Here is a 16,917-nt window from a genome sequence, read left to right as displayed (position 1 = left end):
CTCCGAATAATCTTGTGCAAGCTGAGACATGACTGCTATCGCTCGCGCCGCTGCTTCTATTTCCGCCATACTCGTCCGCGAGGGCGTCGATTACGCACAGAGCAAAGCCGTGTTTAAAGCTGCCAGGGCGCGGGCGGGACTGCACGCTTCGCCCGAGCGCCGTGGGGGTGTCGACCGGTTGACGGTCGAGGAGGAATTGCGTTTCCTTGACCAAGCCTATTCCCGCGACGGCAAGACCGGGCTGATGTTGCAAACCCTGCTTGAGACCGGTGCCCGCGCGTCGGAGCTGGTTCAACTCAGGGTCGAGGAGGTCAGCCTAGCAGAGCGTGTCGTCACGATCCGGCATGGCAAGGGCGGCAAACGCCGCGAAGTGCCGATCCGGCGTGACCTGGCGCAATTGCTCCGCCTGCATATCGGCACCCGCCGGGCGGGGCCACTGTTCGTCAGCAGGCAGCAGGGATCGGGACCTTTGCCTTACACCCTGACACGCCAGCGCGTCGGTCAGGTCGTTCGTGCCGTGGCGACGTCCGCAGGGATCAGCAAGCGCGTCTATCCGCATCTGCTGCGCCACACTGTCGCCACCCGCCTGCTGGCGCTCGGCATGGACATTACCGACTTGCAACGCTTTCTCGGTCATGAAAGCATCACGACCACGCGACATTATGCCGAGACAACCGCGGCCACGCTGCAGCGCCGGTTCGATCAGCTCACCGATCCCGCGGCACACACTTTGGTAACTAGCATCCAGCAGCAGCGCGGCGACGATGCCGCGCTGCTCGCCGCCGATCTCCTCGCCCGGCGCCGCGCTGAGCAGGTCAGCACTGCTGGTGCATAAGCGCCAGATGATCGCCTTTTCGGAGCCGAGCGTTTACCGTGCGGCGCACGAACGCCCTGCCGCGCGCATCTTCGCGGGCTTTGCTACGCTCGACAGCGACCTCCAGTCGCCAGCGCGTGTCCTGATCGTTCAGCACTTGCGGCCGGTTTTCCAAAACCGCTTCGTTCAGGATCTCGGCTATGGTCTGCAGGTCTTCGAAGGCCTCCCATGACGATGCATCATCCAGGCCGGCCAGATAGCCCTGGGGCCCGCCGCAATCCTCCGGCGGGCAGGCACCATCGCCTGCCGCGCAGGTCGGGTATATCTTGCCTGGCAGCCTATCCAGGCGGTTTTCCTCGATCCTGACCTCGTGCCGCCACGGGAGGTTCAGATCATAGTCGTACGTGAATCGGGTGCCCTTGCGCAGTTTCAGCGATGCCAGCGTCACGTCTGCCGAGGAAGCGGACAGTTCCCACGAGCCATAACACCGGGAGCGCAGACGGAACTGGTAGAGATGAATGCCTTCCCATCCCATCGCCACTTGGATCACGCCGTGCAACTCGCGCAAGGTGCAGCTGTCCAAGATCTGAACTCGTCGCCACACCATCGGGCTGATCCCCAACAGCCAGACCTTCACCTGTACGATACCGGGCGCGTCTAATGTCGCAGCTTGGGTCCATGTCGAAGGCCGAGCCACCAGCCCTGCATAGCGCCCCGAAGCCTACTTCGCTACCGATCCCCACACTTCCTCATGGTCCCCCAACATGATGTTGCCGATCCGTTCTTCCTTAGCGTACATGAAATGCACTTTCGTGTAGTGACCCCTGGTATTGCAGCGGCCCGCCTGCTGTGGTCGCGCCCTGGATCGCAACCGCGATGGCCGATAAACGCTGGCGCTGGTCCCTTCGGAATAAGCCATCTGCCCTTGGATCGACGCGCAAGGACCGGCATCACGCGCCCGGAAGGGGACCGGTGAGTTTTGGGGTATGGCCATACCGTTAGCGATCGGCGCGGCGGATCAATGGCCAGGATCATCATTCGAGCGGCGGTTGCCCAGGCAGCCCGTACAGCACCGTAGGAGCTTGCCCCCTCTCTGAGCTGCCAAATGTCCGAAACGACGCTCGACGGCCCTGAAATCGCGCCTGTGGCGCCGTTTCCGCCCGTCCTGCGCTCTTTGGTTGATCACCGCCCCTACCCGCTTGGCTTTTCTGGAAGGCCAATTTTTAAGGGTGCCGCTAGCACAATGTTGTCGGTAGAAGCGCAGTGTTTAAACGAGTCTAATCAAACCATAGTGTGCCGGGTAAGAGGATCGCTTTAGTGATCCGGGGCGGCCGGAGGCCGCGAGCCGGCGGGGCGAAGCCCCAAGAGGCGGTGCTGTTTTTTACGCCGCAGGCACACACCTTTCGAATTAGAGTTATCCACAAGCGGCAGGTGAGCTGGAGCCGTTAAAGGCTTCTGTTAAATATGAATCGTTAAGTAAGTTAAGCCCAAAAAATCTCTGTTTTCGTCTAGTTGTTTCAATGCTTTATGATTCTCTCCGGTGGGCGAAACCCCGTGATTCGGTGTGTAATCCCCCGATAGTGGTGTGTGTGATCCCCCGACGCTTTGGTGGGTAATGCCCCGATGGTCTGACAGGCGCCTCGGGAGTCGCGTTCGAGTCGGAAACGGTGGGTGAAACCCCGATAATAGCCCTTGGGAGCAGCCTGATTCGTTGTTTTGTTGGTCCTTCGCAACTCGCCGCCCCGAAATCGGGGGCGGCTTGCCCCTGTTTCCGGGGCGGCGGTGTGTGAAACCACGATAGTTAGCGTCGCTCGCCGCGCGCCAGGCGGTCCATCAGGTCGTCCACTTCCTCGGCGCGCCGGCGATCAGCGGTGAGGCGCTCGTGGCGCTCGCGTTCCGCTTCCAACCTGGCGTGCAGCTCGGCCGCCTCGGCTGCACCGCGCATGTCGAACCGCACCGCAGGCGCGCCCTCGGCCGTCTTGGTCATGGTCATGGTGTATTCGGGGAGTTGATCGGCTTCGATGACCTTCCGCAACATGCGGTTGAACTCCTTGGGCTGGGCGTCACTCCCGGCCTTCTCGCGCAGCAGCTCGACGCGGCACATCCACCCGCCCCGCTGAGTGCCGGCATGCTTGCGCGCGATGCGATACAGCGCCCGTTCAAGCCCGCCTGTCAGCAGAAAATAATCGGCGTGCATGGTGAGCAGCGAACGCTCGCTGACAATCCCTTCATAGACCCAGTTCGACAGGGTGATGGTCATTCCGCGCGGCTGTTCGGTCGCCGGATCGACCTCCAGGCTCCACCCGTCCAGCCACCCGAATTGCGCTTCGGTGCGACGCTTCGGCGCGCGCAGCGACGTGCGGATGGAAGTCGTCTCCAGACGCGACAGCGCCGCCTGCAACTCGGTATAGTCGCGCCCGCCCGTCCCGCGCCCGATGGCGCGCAACAGATCGTAGGTGGTCGTGGTCAGCGTCCTGGGCAGGTCGTTGACCCCCTGCTCTTTCATCCGGTTGAGAACCGACGCGGCCCAAATCAGAATATCGGCGTCCCATATCGTCGCCATGCCATAGGCGGGCATCGCCTCGACCTTCACCCACGCCTCGCCGTCAGGGCTGCGATATTCGATCGGCTTGAGGCGCTTGCGCTTCTGGAGCGAGAAAAACGGCCGCTCCATCACCTCCCGCTGATCTTTCAGCGGAAGGTCGTTCACCAGCGGAATGAACAGGTCAAACGTGGGATTGGGATCGCGGCGCTTGTTCACGGGGCGAACCGGGTATGGCCTCGCGACACGAGATATTGCCGCAACAGCCGCTCGGTGACGACGGTCAGCGGCTCGCCCCCTTCCTCGACGCTCAATTGCCGCAAGGTGCGGTGCATATCCTCGGGGATATGGATCAGCACGGGTTTCTTGCCCGGGTGACTGCTGCGCCGTGCCGGCGCCGCGCTGGATGCGCCGCGCGCGCCCTCCCCTGCCCGCTTAGGCCGCGATCGGGCTGCGGGTTCCGGTTGAGGCACCGGCTCGGGCGCTGGAACGGGCGTGGGCGATGCCTCGGGTTCGGGATCATCGAAGATTCCGGCGAGGGCGGAGGATTTCTTGGCCATCAGGCTACCTCGCTTAGTGGCTTATTCGCATAACCGCTTAGTCGCTTAGCCTCCGCATAGGCGGCGCGTAACTCGGTCGCCGCCTTGCTGTCCGGCTCCAGTTCGACCGCCGTCTTGCCGATCGGCGTCGCCTTGTAGAAGTCCTTGCGGAAGTGCAGCACGGAATCGAACACGGCGATGCCCTTCGCGGCGAAGCCCGCGCGGGCCTCGGCCCCCTCCCCGCCTTGGTGCGGCACTTGGGTTAGGATCACCGCGAACGGCGTTCCCGCCTGCTGCACCTGCTTGACGGTCTGGAGAACCGAATGAACGTCCAGCCCCCTGGGCGCGACCGGGATCACCACGAAATCGGCCTGCTCGGCGGCCAACATGGCGATGTCCTTGGAGTTCGCTGGCGTGTCGATGATGATAAGGTCCAGTTTGCCGCTCTCGCGCCCACGCGAGACGTGCAGCGGCAAGCCCGCGACGCTGCTGTCCTTCACCATCACATCGTCGGTATCGCGCCGCTCCGACCAATAGAGCGCGGACCCTTGCCGGTCGTCGGCATCGAGGATCACAACGGCCGCCCCTTCGCAGGCGGCCTCGACGGCGAAGGCGGTGGCGATGGTCGTTTTCGACTGCCCGCCCTTCTGCGCGATGATGGCCCAAGTTTGCATGACGGCTCCTACTAAGCGACTATGCGGCTTATATCGCTTAGTCGCTTAGTAGGCAAGTCATGCCGCTTAGCAGGTTAGTGGCTTAGTTTTCCTTCTCACTCTCGTCGTCGCCCAGCAGTTCATGCGCCATGACCCCATGATCCTCGATCGGGCAAAGCGGCGCTCCGGCCAGCTCCAGTCATCTGCGCGCGGTCCTCACAGTATACCCCTACAAGACCGCTTGCGGGCTTGGGGAGCGAGCGACTAGAGCCACGGTGCCGCGCCAGCGGCAGGCGTTTAACAACTTAGTCGCTTAGTCGCTTAGTAGCTTAGTCATTTTGGCTATCAGGATTTCGACCTTGAAAATAATGCTATTATGCATTACTATCGTGCGATACGGAGGTATTAGCCATGACGACATTAAGCGTAACTGCGCGGGGCCAGGTGACTTTCCGGAAGGATGTTCTGAAGCATCTCGGCATCCGGCCCGGTGACAAGATCAGACTCGACCTGCTGCCCGATGGGAAGGCGGAGCTGAAGGCCGATGAACCCGATGGCTCCTGGGACGATCTGCGAAACTTTTTCGCCGGAAAGACGAATGGCGCGCGGCTGTCGATTGAAGAGATCAATGACGCGATCGCCGAAGCGGGCGCTGCCTCCGGCATGGCCGGCATGGACAAGAAATGAAGATTACCGCTGATACGAATGTGCTGCTGCGCTTGGTTGTTCCCGGCGATGAGGCGCAGCAAAAGCTTGCGATCGAAACGCTCAAGGAAGCGGATTCCGTGGCGATCAGCGTCCATTCCCTCTGTGAACTCGCATGGGTGATGGAACGAAGCTACGAGGCGGCGCGGCCCGACGTGGCCGCCGCGATCCGCCGTTTTATGAACACGCGCAATGTCGTGGTGAACCGTCCTATTGTCGAAGCAGGTCTTGCTGTCCTCGATGCTGGCGGCGACTTCGCGGATGGGGTGATCGCGTTTGACGGCCGATATCACGGCGGCGAAACTTTCGTGTCGTTCGACAGGAAAGCGGTGAAGCTGCTGAAAGGGCAGGGGGCCGACGCCCTGCTACTGAAATAGCCATGAGGGCGATATGCATCCTCCACGGGGAAAGCACCGGCAACGCCGGCGTGCCGTGCCATGATCTTGCGACGATCGAGCTGACCGATGGGGTTGAGTAGCAACGGAACAGAAAACATGGGGTAATCGCGGGAGCGCCGAACGCGGATGCGATTGCTGCACAGCGAGTGGTTGTTCCCCGATAGGATGAAGAACGGGCTCACGACTGTTGGCCGGGCCCAGCATCAAATGGAGAACAACCATGGGCGAGTATATTGGTCTGGACGTTTCGTTGAAAGAGACAGCCGTTTCGGTTCGGCGAGACGGCAAGCGTGTCTGGCGCGGAAAATGTGCATCCGATCCACAGGCGCTGGCGATATTGATCCGCAAACATGCGCCGATCGTCGAGCGGGTGGTGTTTGAGACGGGGCCGCTGTCGATGGTTCTATCATGCATTGAACGCGGAGGGATTGCCGGCGATCTGCATCGACGCGCGCCATGCCAAGGCTGCGCTCGACATGGCCGCCAACAAGACCGATGCGAACGACGCCGACGGTCTGGCGCATCTGGCCGAGGTTGGGTTCTACCGGACGGTCCGGGTCAAAGGCTTCGACAGCATGCTGACCAGGACGCTGGTCGCTGCGCGCGGTCAGTTGCGCAAGACCATCGGCCAGTTGTCGAACCAGATCCGCGGACTGATGAAGACGTTCGGCCTCATTGTGCCCAAGGGTGCCGGCCGCGTCTTCGAGGACCACGTCCGTCGCCTTTTAGCCGGCGATGCTGCCTTGGCGCGGATCATGCTCCCCCTTCTGGAGGGGTGGCGAAGTCTGCGATCCCGAGCGGCCGAGTTGGACCGGCAACTGATAACTTCGGCGCGAATGAACGAAGCATCTGCCCTGCTGATGTCGATCCCGGGCGTCGGCGCAGTGACCGCTTCGTCCTACGTGGCTGCCATCGAGGATCCGGCCAATTTCCGATCCTCACGTTCGGTCGGCGCGTGGCTTGGGCTGACGACCAGGCGCTATCAGTCGGGCGAGGTGGACTATGGAGGCCATATTTCTCGCCGTGGCGACACCCAGCTGCGATCTCTGCTCTACGAGGCGGCAGCCACAATCTTGACGCGCGTCACCGCAGACAGCGCTCTGCGAACCTGGGGGCTGGCGCTGCGCGAGAAGCTCGGGTTCAAGCGCGCGACAGTCGCGGTGGCAAGGAAGCTTGCCGTCGTCATGCACAGCATGCTCAAAAGTGGGCAGCGCTTTGAACGCCTTGCGGACAATGCCGGTTGAGTTGACCCGTTAGCGATTTGACGGTTTGCACCCCTGTCGGGTGCGCTGAGTGCCTGATTCAGAAGTTTCTCAAGCGAAGCAATATCTTGCAGTTCTGCGCGTGAGCATGCGGATTGAAGCGATCAGTGCCCAAGCGGTTGAAGATGCGATGGACTTTTCCCAGTCCTTGGCGAGCCGTCGGCAGCGGCCGAGCCATGCGAAAGTGCGTTCAACTACCCATCGTCGGGGGAGCACTTCGAAGCCTTTGGCGCTGTCCGAGCGCTTGATGATGTCGATTGTCCACTTCCCCATGCCGACGAGGGCGGAGCGTAATTTATCGCCTGCATGAGGGCATGGCGTGGAACGTACGCCAGACAACGCTAAGCGAGAACATTTCGAGAACCGTATGAGGGTCTTTATCGCCGGAGGTCGCTGAGTCCTAGTTGGGGTCAGTACATAGAACGGACCCAGATATACGCTAAGCGCCGACAGCCCCGCTCAGGTGTCGGCAAACACCTGTTTGTCGCACATTGATGCGGAAGATGGCCGTTTTTGTGCTTGCGGGAGTCGAAGGCCGGTGTTCCGATCGCAACCCCATTAGCGGACGCTCGAGTCACAAATGGGGGGATCCAAAAACGGTCTTTCGTTCAGGTCGATCTTTGCCATCCCGGTCGCTTTTGATGCAAAAATCAAAACTTTTGCATCAACGAAATGGGCAACCACAATGCCATAAATTATCGAGAAGTTGACGGATTGGGGTCGGTTCCGGCTGAGGGCGAAATGACACCCTAAGCGAAATGGCCGGGTTTGGCTGGAGAACGGATTGGTGGCTTTCCGACAGCGATCCTCTACTCGCTGCCATCTCGAGCTCGCCCGGTTTTTCTGTACGCAGCGGGCTTTGCGGAAGCACTGCCCTGAATATCTTCCGGTCGAGCGCCCGTCGGGCAAATAAGTTGCTTCAGCACCCTGCCTCAGACAAATGCCTGTTATGGAGGGACCCGGGACGGTAGCTGTACGGATCAGATCGGGCTGGGGCTGGCTTGTGCTGGTGACCTTAACTGTCTCCACCATTGGTGACGAGATCTCCCTCATCACTCTGATGTTTCGGGCTGCCGAGAACGAGACGCGTTTTGCCGTGCCCATGCTGCTGATTGCGCAGCTGCTACCTGGTTTAATCGCTGCTCCGTTCATCGGTCGCTTTGTCGATAGGCGTGATGCTGGCAGAATACTTGTCGTCACCGGCCTAGCACAAGCGGCGCTTCTCGCCTGGATTGCCGGCAACACGGCGATGTTGCCGACGCTCGTTGGCGCAAGCGTGCTCAGCATCTGCTTCGCCATCAGCGGAACGGCGACCTTCGCGCTTATACCCGTACTGGCGACAGCACTTGGCATGCCGCTCAGCCGCGCGAATTCCGTGCTTGAGCTTGTGCGCGGTGTTGGGATGCTTGCAGGTCCGGTAGCGGGCGGTATCCTGATTGCGTGGATCGGCGCGCGCAGTGCTTTGCTCATTGATGCTGCCAGCTACGTCTTGCTCGCCACCGTGATCCTGGCCAGCGGCTTGCGCCGGCCGATAGCGCCGGATGAGCAGGAACCTCGTACATTGCTCGCCGAGTACTGGCCGATCCTCCGCAACCGGCGGATCACGGTGATGACAGGATCGCTGGCTTTGGAGGTCTTTGCCTCTGCCATCGCAGATGTAGCATTCGTGTTCCTGATCACAGTGACGCTGAAGCAAGGCCCCCTCTCATTTGGCCTGGTAACCGCTTGCTGGGCCGCCGGCATGATCCTGGGCGCTCTCGCGGCAGGTGCGCGGCCGATGCGCCGACCTGCTCCTTTGGCTTTCGTTGCGGCCACTATGATTGGCGTGACCATGCTGGTGATCGGCAGCGCCGCTTTGGTCGGCGCGGCCACCATCATGTTGATCGGGATGGTTTTCGTATTCGGCGGAGTTGCCAACAGCGTGCACAATGTGGCGGTACGCACGATGCTGCAAAACGAAACGCCGACTGACCACCATGGGAAGGTTGCAGCTATTTATGGCGCAGTCACGAGCAGCGCCGTCATCATTGGCTATGTCACGGGTGGGCTGTTCACCCCGAGCAACGCGGTCGGTGCTTATCTGATTGCCGGTACGCTGGGTACAGCCGCCGGCTTGGCGGGATGGGGGTTGTTCAGCAGGTTTGCCCGTTAGACTGGCGTCGCGTCCGACAAGCGGCACCCAATCTGCTGGTCGATGAATGTACGGCAGCTTCAGCGACAGGCCGATATGGGGCGACTGGCGCCCTCTCGGCGGGGGCGGGAGGTGAAAACTGATTACTCTGCTATTTCAATGTCAGGGGCCGTGTCCAACCGCGCCCGCCCCACGATCGCGGCGACGGTGTTCTTGCTGAGGCCGAGGTCGCGCCCGATCCAACGATAGCTGCGACCTTCGGCAACGAGCGCCAGCACCTTGGGGGCGAGCCGGTCGGACTTGGGGCGGTCGCCGGCCTGTCGCCCGAGTTTGCGACCCCGCGCCCGCGCCGCGGCGAGACCGGACCGAACGCGCTCGCTCAGCATGTCGCGCTCGAATTGCGCGATGCCGGCGAGCATCGTAGCCATCATTCGCCCGTGCGGTGTATCGACCTCGAACGTCATCCCGCTCATCGCGACTACCGATACCCGCCAACCCGACAGCCGGTTTAGCGTATCGAGCAGGTCCTGGGTCGAGCGTCCCCACCGGCTGAGTTCGGTGACAAGGATCGCATCGATGTGGCGGGCCTGCGCCAGTTTCATCACTTCGGCGCGCGCCGAGCGGTTGGCCTTCATCCCTGAGGCGGTTTCGCGAAAAACGTCGATGACCTCATAGCCGCCACGCTCGGCGAAACCGGCGAGGTCACGCAGCTGCCGCTCGCACGACTGGTCGGCGGTCGAGACCCTGGCGTAGATGGCGGCGCGTTGTCCCAATTGAACCTTCCTGAAATCAGGCTTCAAAAACCCTTGATTTGCGTGGGGTGAGTGTTGTCCAAAACAGACTTCTGTTCAACAGGGACACTGCCACATGCCGAGACGCCACATCCTGAGCGCCCGGCAGCGGTCGGCGCTGCTTGACCTGCCGACCGACGAGGCGTCGCTGCTGCGGCATTACATTCTGGCGGATGACGACCTGGTTCACATCGACCGGCGGCGCCGGCCGGAAAACGGGTCGTGCGGCTGAGCGGAACAGGAAAGTGTCGTAAGGGTCGATATTTCTTTTCAAAAGTCCCATTCGGAATTAGGTTGGCGTAGCGGCCTGAGACCGCCGTTGGCGACGGCGTCGGGCACGGAGAAGTCGTAGCGCCCGAGGAAATTGATGTGACGCCAGGATATCGGCGAAAGTCGGGCGATATCGGCGGGCAACGCGGGTGTCCCTGCATCCCCGAGTTGGCGCACGGCTTCCTGCATGTAGACGGCGTTCCAGTGGACGATGGCGTTGAGGGCGAGACCAAGGACGCCAAGCTGCTCACCTTGGCCTTGGCGCAGAGGGCTTCTGATTTCGCCGCGGTCGCCGTGATGGACGCGCCGCCCGAGCTTGTGGCGCAACTCCTGCCGGTTGAGCTGAAACAATATCCGACGCCGGAATGGTCGGTCGTCGATGTAGCGCAGGATGTGCAGCGTCTTGATGATGCGCCCGAGTTCGGACAGGGCCTTGGCCAGCGTCGTCGGGCGGTCTTTGACCTGCAGCATGCGCATGACGCCTGCGGCCTTGAGGTGACCAAGCTTGAGCGATCCGGCCAGGCGGATCAGGTCCGGCCAGTTTTCCCGGATCAGAGCGATGTTGATCCTGCCCCAGGCGAGCGCATCGAATTGTCCGTAAGTCGCCTGGCGGTCGATCCGCCAGAGCTTCGCGCCGCCGATGTCCGCCAGACGCGGACTGAAACGGTAACCCAGGAGCCAGAACAGGCCGAAAATGGCGTCGGAATAGGCGGCGGTGTCGGTCATAATTTCCAGCGGTTCGAGTTCGGTCTCCTGCTCCAACAGGAGCGCCAGGACGACCAGGCTGTCGCGCAAGGTGCCGGGGATGACCGCGCCGGCCAGACCGCTGAACTGATCGGAGATCATGTTGTACCAGGTGACGCCGCGCTCCTGGCCGTAATATTTGGGGTTGGGACCGGCGTGTATGGCGCTCGATGGAGCGACGAAACGCATGCCGTCGGCGCTGGCCACCTCGCCGGCGCCCCAGTGACGGACGATATCCAGACGACTGTGCGCGGCAACGATCGCGGCGTTCGCCGCGGCGATGGTTTCGGGGCGAATGAAATTCTGACTGACCCAGGAAAGCCGGTCGCGCCGCAGCGCCGCAAATTCCGGGCGGACCACCGGCTCAAGGCCGATGTTGCAGGCACCGCCGACCAGGACCGCGCACAGGCTTGTTTCGAAATGCTCGACGGTGGCCTGACGCTCGCTCAGATGGCTAAAGGATTTGGCAAATCCGGTTCGCGCCATGACTTCAAGAAAGATGTCCGGCATGCCCGCTTTCGGCATGCGGGTCTGGATGGTCGCGCGAAGCGCACGCAGGCTCTCGGGTTCATCGAGCTTATCGAGGGGCGTGACGACGATCCCGGTCTTGCCGGCGACCGTCTCGAACCGCAGGTCCGGATTGTCGACGCTGCGCGCGGCGACATGGCGATATGCCTCGTCGAGCAGGCGCGAGAGACCGTCGATCTCGCTATTGGCGTCGAGGGATCGGCCCAGCGCGCGTGCGACCATCAACCTGGACGTGTGCCAGCTCTCGCCCTCGAGCATCCCGCGCCGGGGATCGCCGTATCGGATGCCCGGCGTGGCGAACACGTCGCGACGCTTGATCGCGAGACGCCACGCATCGATGATCGCGAAGACATAGGCTTTCGGGTTATGCACCCTGCCGTCATGATCCAGGACCTGCCGCCACGCCTTCGGGATCGCGGCGGTCGGCGCACCGCGCATCCTGGCGAGCGACGACCAGTCGTCCACGCCCTTGAGGTAGCTTATCGCGGCCTTGACGGCTTTGCCGCCCGGGGCGGCATCGGTCTCGATGCGGGTGACGACTTCGCGAAACAGTCGTCGGGCGCTCCGCCATTTCGTGCGCAGTTGGTCGTAGGGCTTTGTGTCAACAGGCCTGGCGATTGCCTCCACCTTAGCCATGGCCGCCTCGATATCGGGCCTAGGCAATTGCTCGAAGAGCGTGTCCCGCCATTCGGAAAGGGGCAAGGCGTCGTCGGTCAATACCAGCAGACCCACCCTATGAAGCAGCATCGCAGCGCCATCGAGATCGCGCAGGCTGCGCAGCCGGGCCTGCTTGTCGGCGGCTTCGGCTCCCTTGACCATGTCCGCGAGCAGAGCCTCGGCCAGCTCGGCTGCATCGTCCTGAGCGGCCGCTTCGAGCGTATGAAAGAGCGCGGCTATGGTCGCGGTTCGACGCGGCTCCTGAAGAACGGCGATGGCCGATGGCTTGCCAACGCGCGCCACCCGCGCGAGCCGCTCAAGGCTTGTGGCGGGAACGCCCCGTGGCGGCGATGGCCGCAGATTGAACGCGCGGACCGCATCGAGCCGATCGAGGTGGCGGTAGAGTTCGGTCGGCATGCGCTTGGAGGGAATGGTGCGCAGCGCGTCCAGGGCGGCGAACGTCGACGTGTCCCCTTCGTCAAACAGCGCGGCGATGCGTGCGCGCTGGTCATCGCTCAGACAGGCGACCAGATTCCGCCAAAGCCGGGTGCGCGCATGATCGCGGATTCTGCCGACCAGGCGCTCGAGCACCGTGACGCCCGGCAGCAGCACCTTGTTGGCGATCAGCCAGGCGGCCGCGCGATCGATCAACGGGGCGGGTCGATCATCACCGCTCCAGCACAGGGCGTAGAGCCACCGCGTCAGCCGGAAACGCGCCACCGCGTTGTCGCCAAAGTCCGTGAAGCCGCAATGCGTCCGGATAAGCGCGAGGTGCCGTATGCGTCGGCTCCCCTGAAAATACGCATGCACGCCGGTGGTGGGCTCAAGGTCCAGCTGCTCGATCACGATCGCCAACACCGACGCCGGGATCTCCGCGGCCGAAATGGGAAATGCGCCCAGAAATCGGACGCTCGTCAACATTACGGCAAAGCCAAGCCGATTATGGTCGCCGCGCAGCGCTCCAATGAGGTCGCGATCGGTCTGGTCCAGATGGAAATATCGCGCAAGCTGGTCGGCCGACGGTTCGCCGTCGAAGCGAGCAAACCTCTGACGCTGGGCGTCAGTGAGGTGACGGGTCGGCATACTGTGCGAAACTTTCAACTTTTGCGAAGGCGGAGGGCGGCACCAGGAAACAAGGGCAATTTCTTCGCAAAACATATGTGCGAAACAAAGTCCTTTTGCAGTAACTTTCGCACGCTACTCGGAGCGGCCGCATGAAACTGGGCTACGCACGCGTTTCCACCGAGGACCAGAACCTCGACATCCAGCGCGGACGGCTCTCGCAGGCCGGTTGCGAAATGATGTTCGAGGAGAAGATATCGGGGACGGCGCGCGGTCGCCCCGAGCTCGAAAGGCTGATGGCGCACCTGCGCAAGGACGACGTGCTGGTGGTCGCACGCCTCGACCGCCTGGCACGATCCACGATCGATCTCCTGCACATTGCGGAACGCATCAAGGAAAAGCAGGCTGGATTACAATCGCTTGATGAACCCTGGGCCGACACCACGTCGCCCTCCGGCGTGATGATCATGACCGTGTTCGCCGGCATCGCCCAGTTCGAACGGTCCCTCATCCTGAAGCGAACCGACGAGGGGCGAAAGGCTGCGAGGGCGCGCGGCGTGGCCTTCGGACGCCCAAAGAAAATGCGACCCGATCAGGCCGCGCTCGCCCGCCAGCTCGTGCTCGACGGCAAGTCCATCAGCGCCATCGCGAGAACCTTCAACGTCCACCCGGCAACCATCTATCGCTGTATCGAGCCAAACAGTTCCTTATAACACTTTCCTGTTCCGCTCAGCCGCACGACCCGGGTACAGGACGTTCCCCGGACAGGGTCCGCGAGCGCAGGCTTTTCGTGAATGGCTGTTCGCCGAAGCCGAACAGGCACGCTCCAACGACGATCTCGCCCGGCGTTTCATCGCTCGCTGCCGTGACACTATGACCATCCTGCCCGCGATCACAACTATCGAGCGGTTGTGCGCGGATGCGCTCGTCGCGGCCGAACGCCGAATTGAAAGGCGGATCGCCGAGCGGCTCAATCCCGCGACCTGCGCTCGGCTCGACGAGCTGACCACTGAAATGCTGCCGGGCGCGATCAGCCGCTTCATCTGGCTGCGCCGGATCGAGCCGGGCAACAATTCCGCCGCGGCGAACCGGCTACTCGATCGATTGGAGTTCCTGCGTGCGATGGACCTCGATGCCGGTCTGCTTGCCGGAGTCCCACCGCATCGCGTCGCCAGGTTGCGGCGACAGGGCGAACGCTACTTCGCCGATGGTCTGCGTGATCTGAGTGCCGACCGGCGTCGCGCCATCCTCGCGGTCTGTATGATCGAGTGGGCAACCGCGACTGCGGATGCGGTGATCGAAACACATGACCGGATCGTCGGGCGTACCTGGCGGGAGGCGAAGCAGCTGCATGACGCTCGGATCGCAGATAACAGGGGTGCGGTCACTGCGACGCTGGCGGGCTTCGCCGCGCTCGGACAATCGCTGCTCGAAGCGCATGGCGGCGGTGCGTCGCTGGAGGATGCGATCGCGGATGCGGCGGGATGGGGGCATTTGACCCGCCTCGTCGCTACCGCCCGGACGCTGACGGACACGTTGGGTGACGATCCGCTGGCCCATGTCGATCAGGGCTATCACCGCTTCCGTCGCTATGCCCCGCGCATGTTGCGCTGCCTCGACCTCGAAGCCGCGCCGGTCGCCCGGCCCTTGCTGAACGCGGTGACCGCCATCGCCACCAAAGGCACGCCCCCGGCGACTGACGATTTCCTGCGGCCGCATTCCAAATGGCGGAGACAGTTGCGAGCGAAAGGCGACGATGATGCCCGTCTCCGAGAGGTCGCGGTCATGTTCCACCTGCGTGACGCGCTACGCTCGGGCGACATCTGGCTCGACCGCTCGCATCGGTATGGTGACCTCCGTAACGTCCTCGTGTCGATGGAAGTCGCGCATGCTGCGAAGCTGGCCGTACCGTCCGACCCGTATGTCTGGTTAGCCGATCGCAAGGCCCGTCTCGCCGATGGCCTGGCCCGGCTCGGTCGCGCCGCGCGTAACGGCACGATCCCGAAAGGCAGCATCGAAGACGGAACGCTGCGCATCGATCGCCTCACCGCCGATGCGCCGGATGGAATTGATGATCTGGTGCTCGATCTGTATCGCCGCCTGCCGCCCGTCCGCATCACCGACCTGCTGCTCGACGTCGATGCCGCGCTCGGCTTCACCGAGGCCTTCACGCACCTGCGCACCGGCGTTCCGTGCGGCGACCGGATCGGCCTGCTCAATGTCCTGCTCGCAGAAGGTTTGAACCTGGGCCTGCGCAAGATGGCCGAGGCTTCCAACACCCATGATTACTGGCAACTCTCTCGGCTCGCGCGCTGGCACGTCGAACGCGAGGCGATCGATCAGGCGCTGGCCCGTGTGGTCGCCGCACAAGGCGATCTGCCGATGGCGCAGGTCTGGGGTATGGGCACTACCGCATCCGCCGATGGTCAATTCTACCCCGCCGCGCGACAGGGCGAGGCGATGAACACGGTCAACGCTCGCTATGGCAACGATCCCGGCATCAAGGCCTATACCCACGTCAACGACCGCTTCGCGCCGTTCGCATCGCGGACCATCCCGGCGACCGTCAGCGAAGCCCCATACTTGCTCGACGGGCTGACGATGAATGAGGCCGGGCGACGGATCGAGGAGCAATACGCCGACACTGGCGGGTTCACCGACCATCTGTTCGGGATCAGCGCCACGCTCGGCTACCGCCTGGTGCTGCGCATCCGCGATCTTCCGTCTAAACGGCTCTACGTGTTCGATCCCGCCGCCACGCCCAGCGAGTTACGTCCGCTGGTGGGCGGGAAGGCGCGCGAAGTGCTGATCGTCTCCAATTGGCCCGATCTATTTCGCTGCGCTGCCACCATGAGTGCTGGCCAGGTCGCGCCAAGCCGCATCCTGCGCAAGCTCGCCGCTTATCCGCGCCAGAACGATCTGGCCGCCGCGCTGCGCGAGGTTGGCCGGATCGAACGGACGCTATTTATCATCGAATGGATCCTCGATGCCGGCATGCAGCGCCGCGCGCAGGTCGGCCTCAACAAGGGCGAAGCGCACCACGCGCTGAAGAACGCCTTACGCATCGGTCGCCAAGGCGAAATCCGCGACCGTACGACAGAAGGGCAGCATTACCGCATCGCCGGCCTCAACCTGCTCACCGCCGTCATCGTCTACTGGAACACCTTGCATCTCGGCCATGCCGTCGAAGCCCGCCGACGCGAAGGGCTTGATACCCCTGACCATCTGCTGGCCCATATTTCACCGCTCGGGTGGGCGCATATCCTCCTCACCGGCGAATACCTCTGGCCCAAGGGTGCCGAAGCTTAGGGCGTCATTTCGCCCTCACCCGGAATCGACCCCTACATGCAAGCCGCCCGCATGCATCTTGCCAGTCTAGGCCGGTCGATCCCGCCGGACCTGCTGCAACACCTTTCGCCGCTCGGATGGCAGCACATCAACCTCACCGGCGATTATCTTTGGACCGACCCCGATGCGCCATCGCCGGCCCTCAGGCCGCTTCGCCAGATGCACGCCGTCGAAGGCCCGGCGAAACCTTAGCGTATATCTGGGTCCGTTCTATGTACCGCCCCCATCATTGCCGCGATTGTCTATTGGAACTCGACCTACATCGCGGATGCGGTCGCGCATCTTCGCACGATCGGCGAAGACGTGTCGGACGAACTGTTGGCGCACACCTCGCCCGTTGGCTGGGGGCATATCGCCTTCTCAGGCGACTTCCTATGGGATCGCGCGGCCGCGATGCCAGCTAAACGGCGACCGCTCAACCTGGCACGGACGAGCGGGGCCACTTGATGCAAGCACATGTTCGCTATCTGTAC

The 16,917-nt window shown here is 62.7% G+C and carries 12 protein-coding genes and 5 pseudogenes; 9 read left to right on the top strand and 8 right to left on the bottom strand.

Translation table 11 applies throughout. From position 1 onward, the window contains the following. Window positions 1–28 precede the first annotated feature (28 nt). The gene (locus HHL26_RS22665; protein WP_169576792.1) at window positions 29–835 is read left to right on the top strand and encodes a tyrosine-type recombinase/integrase; all 807 of its coding nucleotides are present in this window, start codon (window positions 29–31) and stop codon (window positions 833–835) included. Here the strand turns inward: HHL26_RS22665 and HHL26_RS22660 are convergent. The 5 genes and pseudogenes from HHL26_RS22660 to HHL26_RS24415 form a co-directional block, all read right to left on the bottom strand. Continuing rightward, window positions 816–1,451, bottom strand: a complete 636-nt coding sequence (locus tag HHL26_RS22660) for a plasmid pRiA4b ORF-3 family protein (RefSeq protein WP_206377589.1) — start codon at window positions 1,449–1,451, stop codon at window positions 816–818. The two genes, HHL26_RS22665 and HHL26_RS22660, sit on opposite strands and share 20 nt — an antisense overlap. A 1,164-nt stretch (window positions 1,452–2,615) precedes the next feature. After that, window positions 2,616–3,575, bottom strand: a complete 960-nt coding sequence (locus HHL26_RS22655) for a replication initiator protein A (protein WP_169576791.1) — start codon at window positions 3,573–3,575, stop codon at window positions 2,616–2,618. Further along, entirely contained in the window at window positions 3,572–3,916 is a 345-nt protein-coding gene (locus HHL26_RS22650) for a hypothetical protein (RefSeq protein ID WP_169576790.1), read from the bottom strand. The genes HHL26_RS22655 and HHL26_RS22650 overlap by 4 nt, the downstream gene beginning before the upstream one ends. Then, window positions 3,916–4,569 (bottom strand): hypothetical protein, encoded by a 654-nt coding sequence (locus tag HHL26_RS22645; RefSeq protein ID WP_169576789.1) that lies wholly within the window; start codon window positions 4,567–4,569, stop codon window positions 3,916–3,918. The genes HHL26_RS22650 and HHL26_RS22645 overlap by 1 nt, the downstream gene beginning before the upstream one ends. Before the next feature lie 82 nt (window positions 4,570–4,651). Continuing rightward, window positions 4,652–4,777 (bottom strand): annotated as a pseudogene (locus HHL26_RS24415) (transcription elongation protein SprT); the annotation flags it as partial. A 182-nt stretch (window positions 4,778–4,959) separates the two neighbouring features. Here HHL26_RS24415 and HHL26_RS22640 point away from each other — a divergent pair. From HHL26_RS22640 to HHL26_RS22625, 4 genes and pseudogenes are all read left to right on the top strand, one after another. Next, window positions 4,960–5,235, top strand: coding sequence for an AbrB/MazE/SpoVT family DNA-binding domain-containing protein (locus HHL26_RS22640; protein ID WP_169576788.1), 276 nt, complete (start codon window positions 4,960–4,962; stop codon window positions 5,233–5,235). Continuing rightward, window positions 5,232–5,630 carry a type II toxin-antitoxin system VapC family toxin gene (locus tag HHL26_RS22635; protein ID WP_169576787.1) on the top strand — a complete coding sequence of 133 codons (399 nt, stop codon included), beginning with the start codon at window positions 5,232–5,234 and terminating at the stop codon, window positions 5,628–5,630. Before HHL26_RS22640 ends, HHL26_RS22635 begins: the two co-directional genes overlap by 4 nt. 2 nt (window positions 5,631–5,632) lie before the next feature. Beyond that, window positions 5,633–5,719, top strand: a pseudogene (locus tag HHL26_RS24410) (histidine phosphatase family protein); the annotation flags it as partial. Window positions 5,720–5,871: 152 nt separating this feature from the next. Beyond that, window positions 5,872–6,895, top strand: a pseudogene (locus HHL26_RS22625) (IS110 family transposase). 69 nt (window positions 6,896–6,964) lie between these two features. On the opposite strand, the pseudogene HHL26_RS22620 reads toward HHL26_RS22625, so the two are convergent. Further along, window positions 6,965–7,222, bottom strand: a pseudogene (locus tag HHL26_RS22620) (transposase); the annotation flags it as partial. A 700-nt stretch (window positions 7,223–7,922) separates the two neighbouring features. Between HHL26_RS22620 and HHL26_RS22615 the strand changes: the two are divergent. Next, window positions 7,923–9,065: an MFS transporter gene (locus HHL26_RS22615; protein WP_346765625.1), complete on the top strand. Its 1,143-nt coding sequence runs from the start codon at window positions 7,923–7,925 to the stop codon at window positions 9,063–9,065. A 122-nt stretch (window positions 9,066–9,187) separates the two neighbouring features. On the opposite strand, the gene HHL26_RS22610 is transcribed toward HHL26_RS22615, so the two are convergent. Next, window positions 9,188–9,817, bottom strand: a complete 630-nt coding sequence (locus HHL26_RS22610) for a recombinase family protein (RefSeq protein ID WP_169576808.1) — start codon at window positions 9,815–9,817, stop codon at window positions 9,188–9,190. Between the two features lie 94 nt (window positions 9,818–9,911). On the opposite strand from HHL26_RS22610, the gene HHL26_RS22605 reads away from it, so the two are divergent. Next, entirely contained in the window at window positions 9,912–10,067 is a 156-nt protein-coding gene (locus HHL26_RS22605) for a DUF4158 domain-containing protein (RefSeq protein ID WP_169576785.1), read from the top strand. Between the two features lie 38 nt (window positions 10,068–10,105). On the opposite strand, the gene HHL26_RS22600 is transcribed toward HHL26_RS22605, so the two are convergent. Then, entirely contained in the window at window positions 10,106–13,117 is a 3,012-nt protein-coding gene (locus HHL26_RS22600; RefSeq protein ID WP_169576784.1) for a Tn3 family transposase, read from the bottom strand. Window positions 13,118–13,248: 131 nt separating this feature from the next. Between HHL26_RS22600 and HHL26_RS22595 the strand changes: the two genes are divergently transcribed. Next, window positions 13,249–13,809, top strand: coding sequence for a recombinase family protein (locus HHL26_RS22595; protein WP_019054269.1), 561 nt, complete (start codon window positions 13,249–13,251; stop codon window positions 13,807–13,809). Window positions 13,810–13,840: 31 nt separating this feature from the next. Continuing rightward, window positions 13,841–16,405 (top strand): annotated as a pseudogene (locus HHL26_RS22590) (Tn3 family transposase); the annotation flags it as partial. Between the last annotated feature and the right edge of the window lie 512 nt (window positions 16,406–16,917).

It is taken from the genome of Sphingobium sp. TB-6 (assembly GCF_012927365.1).
GTDB lineage: Bacteria > Pseudomonadota > Alphaproteobacteria > Sphingomonadales > Sphingomonadaceae > Sphingobium.
Note: the sequence above shows the minus strand (reverse complement) of the source record. Positions and strands in the feature narration are given on the sequence as shown.

What these genes read in the sequence shown, in the direction of transcription:
- HHL26_RS22665 (WP_169576792.1), top strand. Translation starts at nt 29, where the DNA reads ATGACTGCTATCGCTCGCGCCGCTGCTTCTATTTCCGCCATACTCGTC.
- HHL26_RS22650 (WP_169576790.1), bottom strand. Translation starts at nt 3,916, where the DNA reads ATGGCCAAGAAATCCTCCGCCCTCGCCGGAATCTTCGATGATCCCGAA.
- HHL26_RS22645 (WP_169576789.1), bottom strand. Translation starts at nt 4,569, where the DNA reads ATGCAAACTTGGGCCATCATCGCGCAGAAGGGCGGGCAGTCGAAAACG.
- HHL26_RS22640 (WP_169576788.1), top strand. Translation starts at nt 4,960, where the DNA reads ATGACGACATTAAGCGTAACTGCGCGGGGCCAGGTGACTTTCCGGAAG.
- HHL26_RS22635 (WP_169576787.1), top strand. Translation starts at nt 5,232, where the DNA reads ATGAAGATTACCGCTGATACGAATGTGCTGCTGCGCTTGGTTGTTCCC.
- HHL26_RS22605 (WP_169576785.1), top strand. Translation starts at nt 9,912, where the DNA reads ATGCCGAGACGCCACATCCTGAGCGCCCGGCAGCGGTCGGCGCTGCTT.
- HHL26_RS22600 (WP_169576784.1), bottom strand. Translation starts at nt 13,117, where the DNA reads ATGCCGACCCGTCACCTCACTGACGCCCAGCGTCAGAGGTTTGCTCGC.
- HHL26_RS22595 (WP_019054269.1), top strand. Translation starts at nt 13,249, where the DNA reads ATGAAACTGGGCTACGCACGCGTTTCCACCGAGGACCAGAACCTCGAC.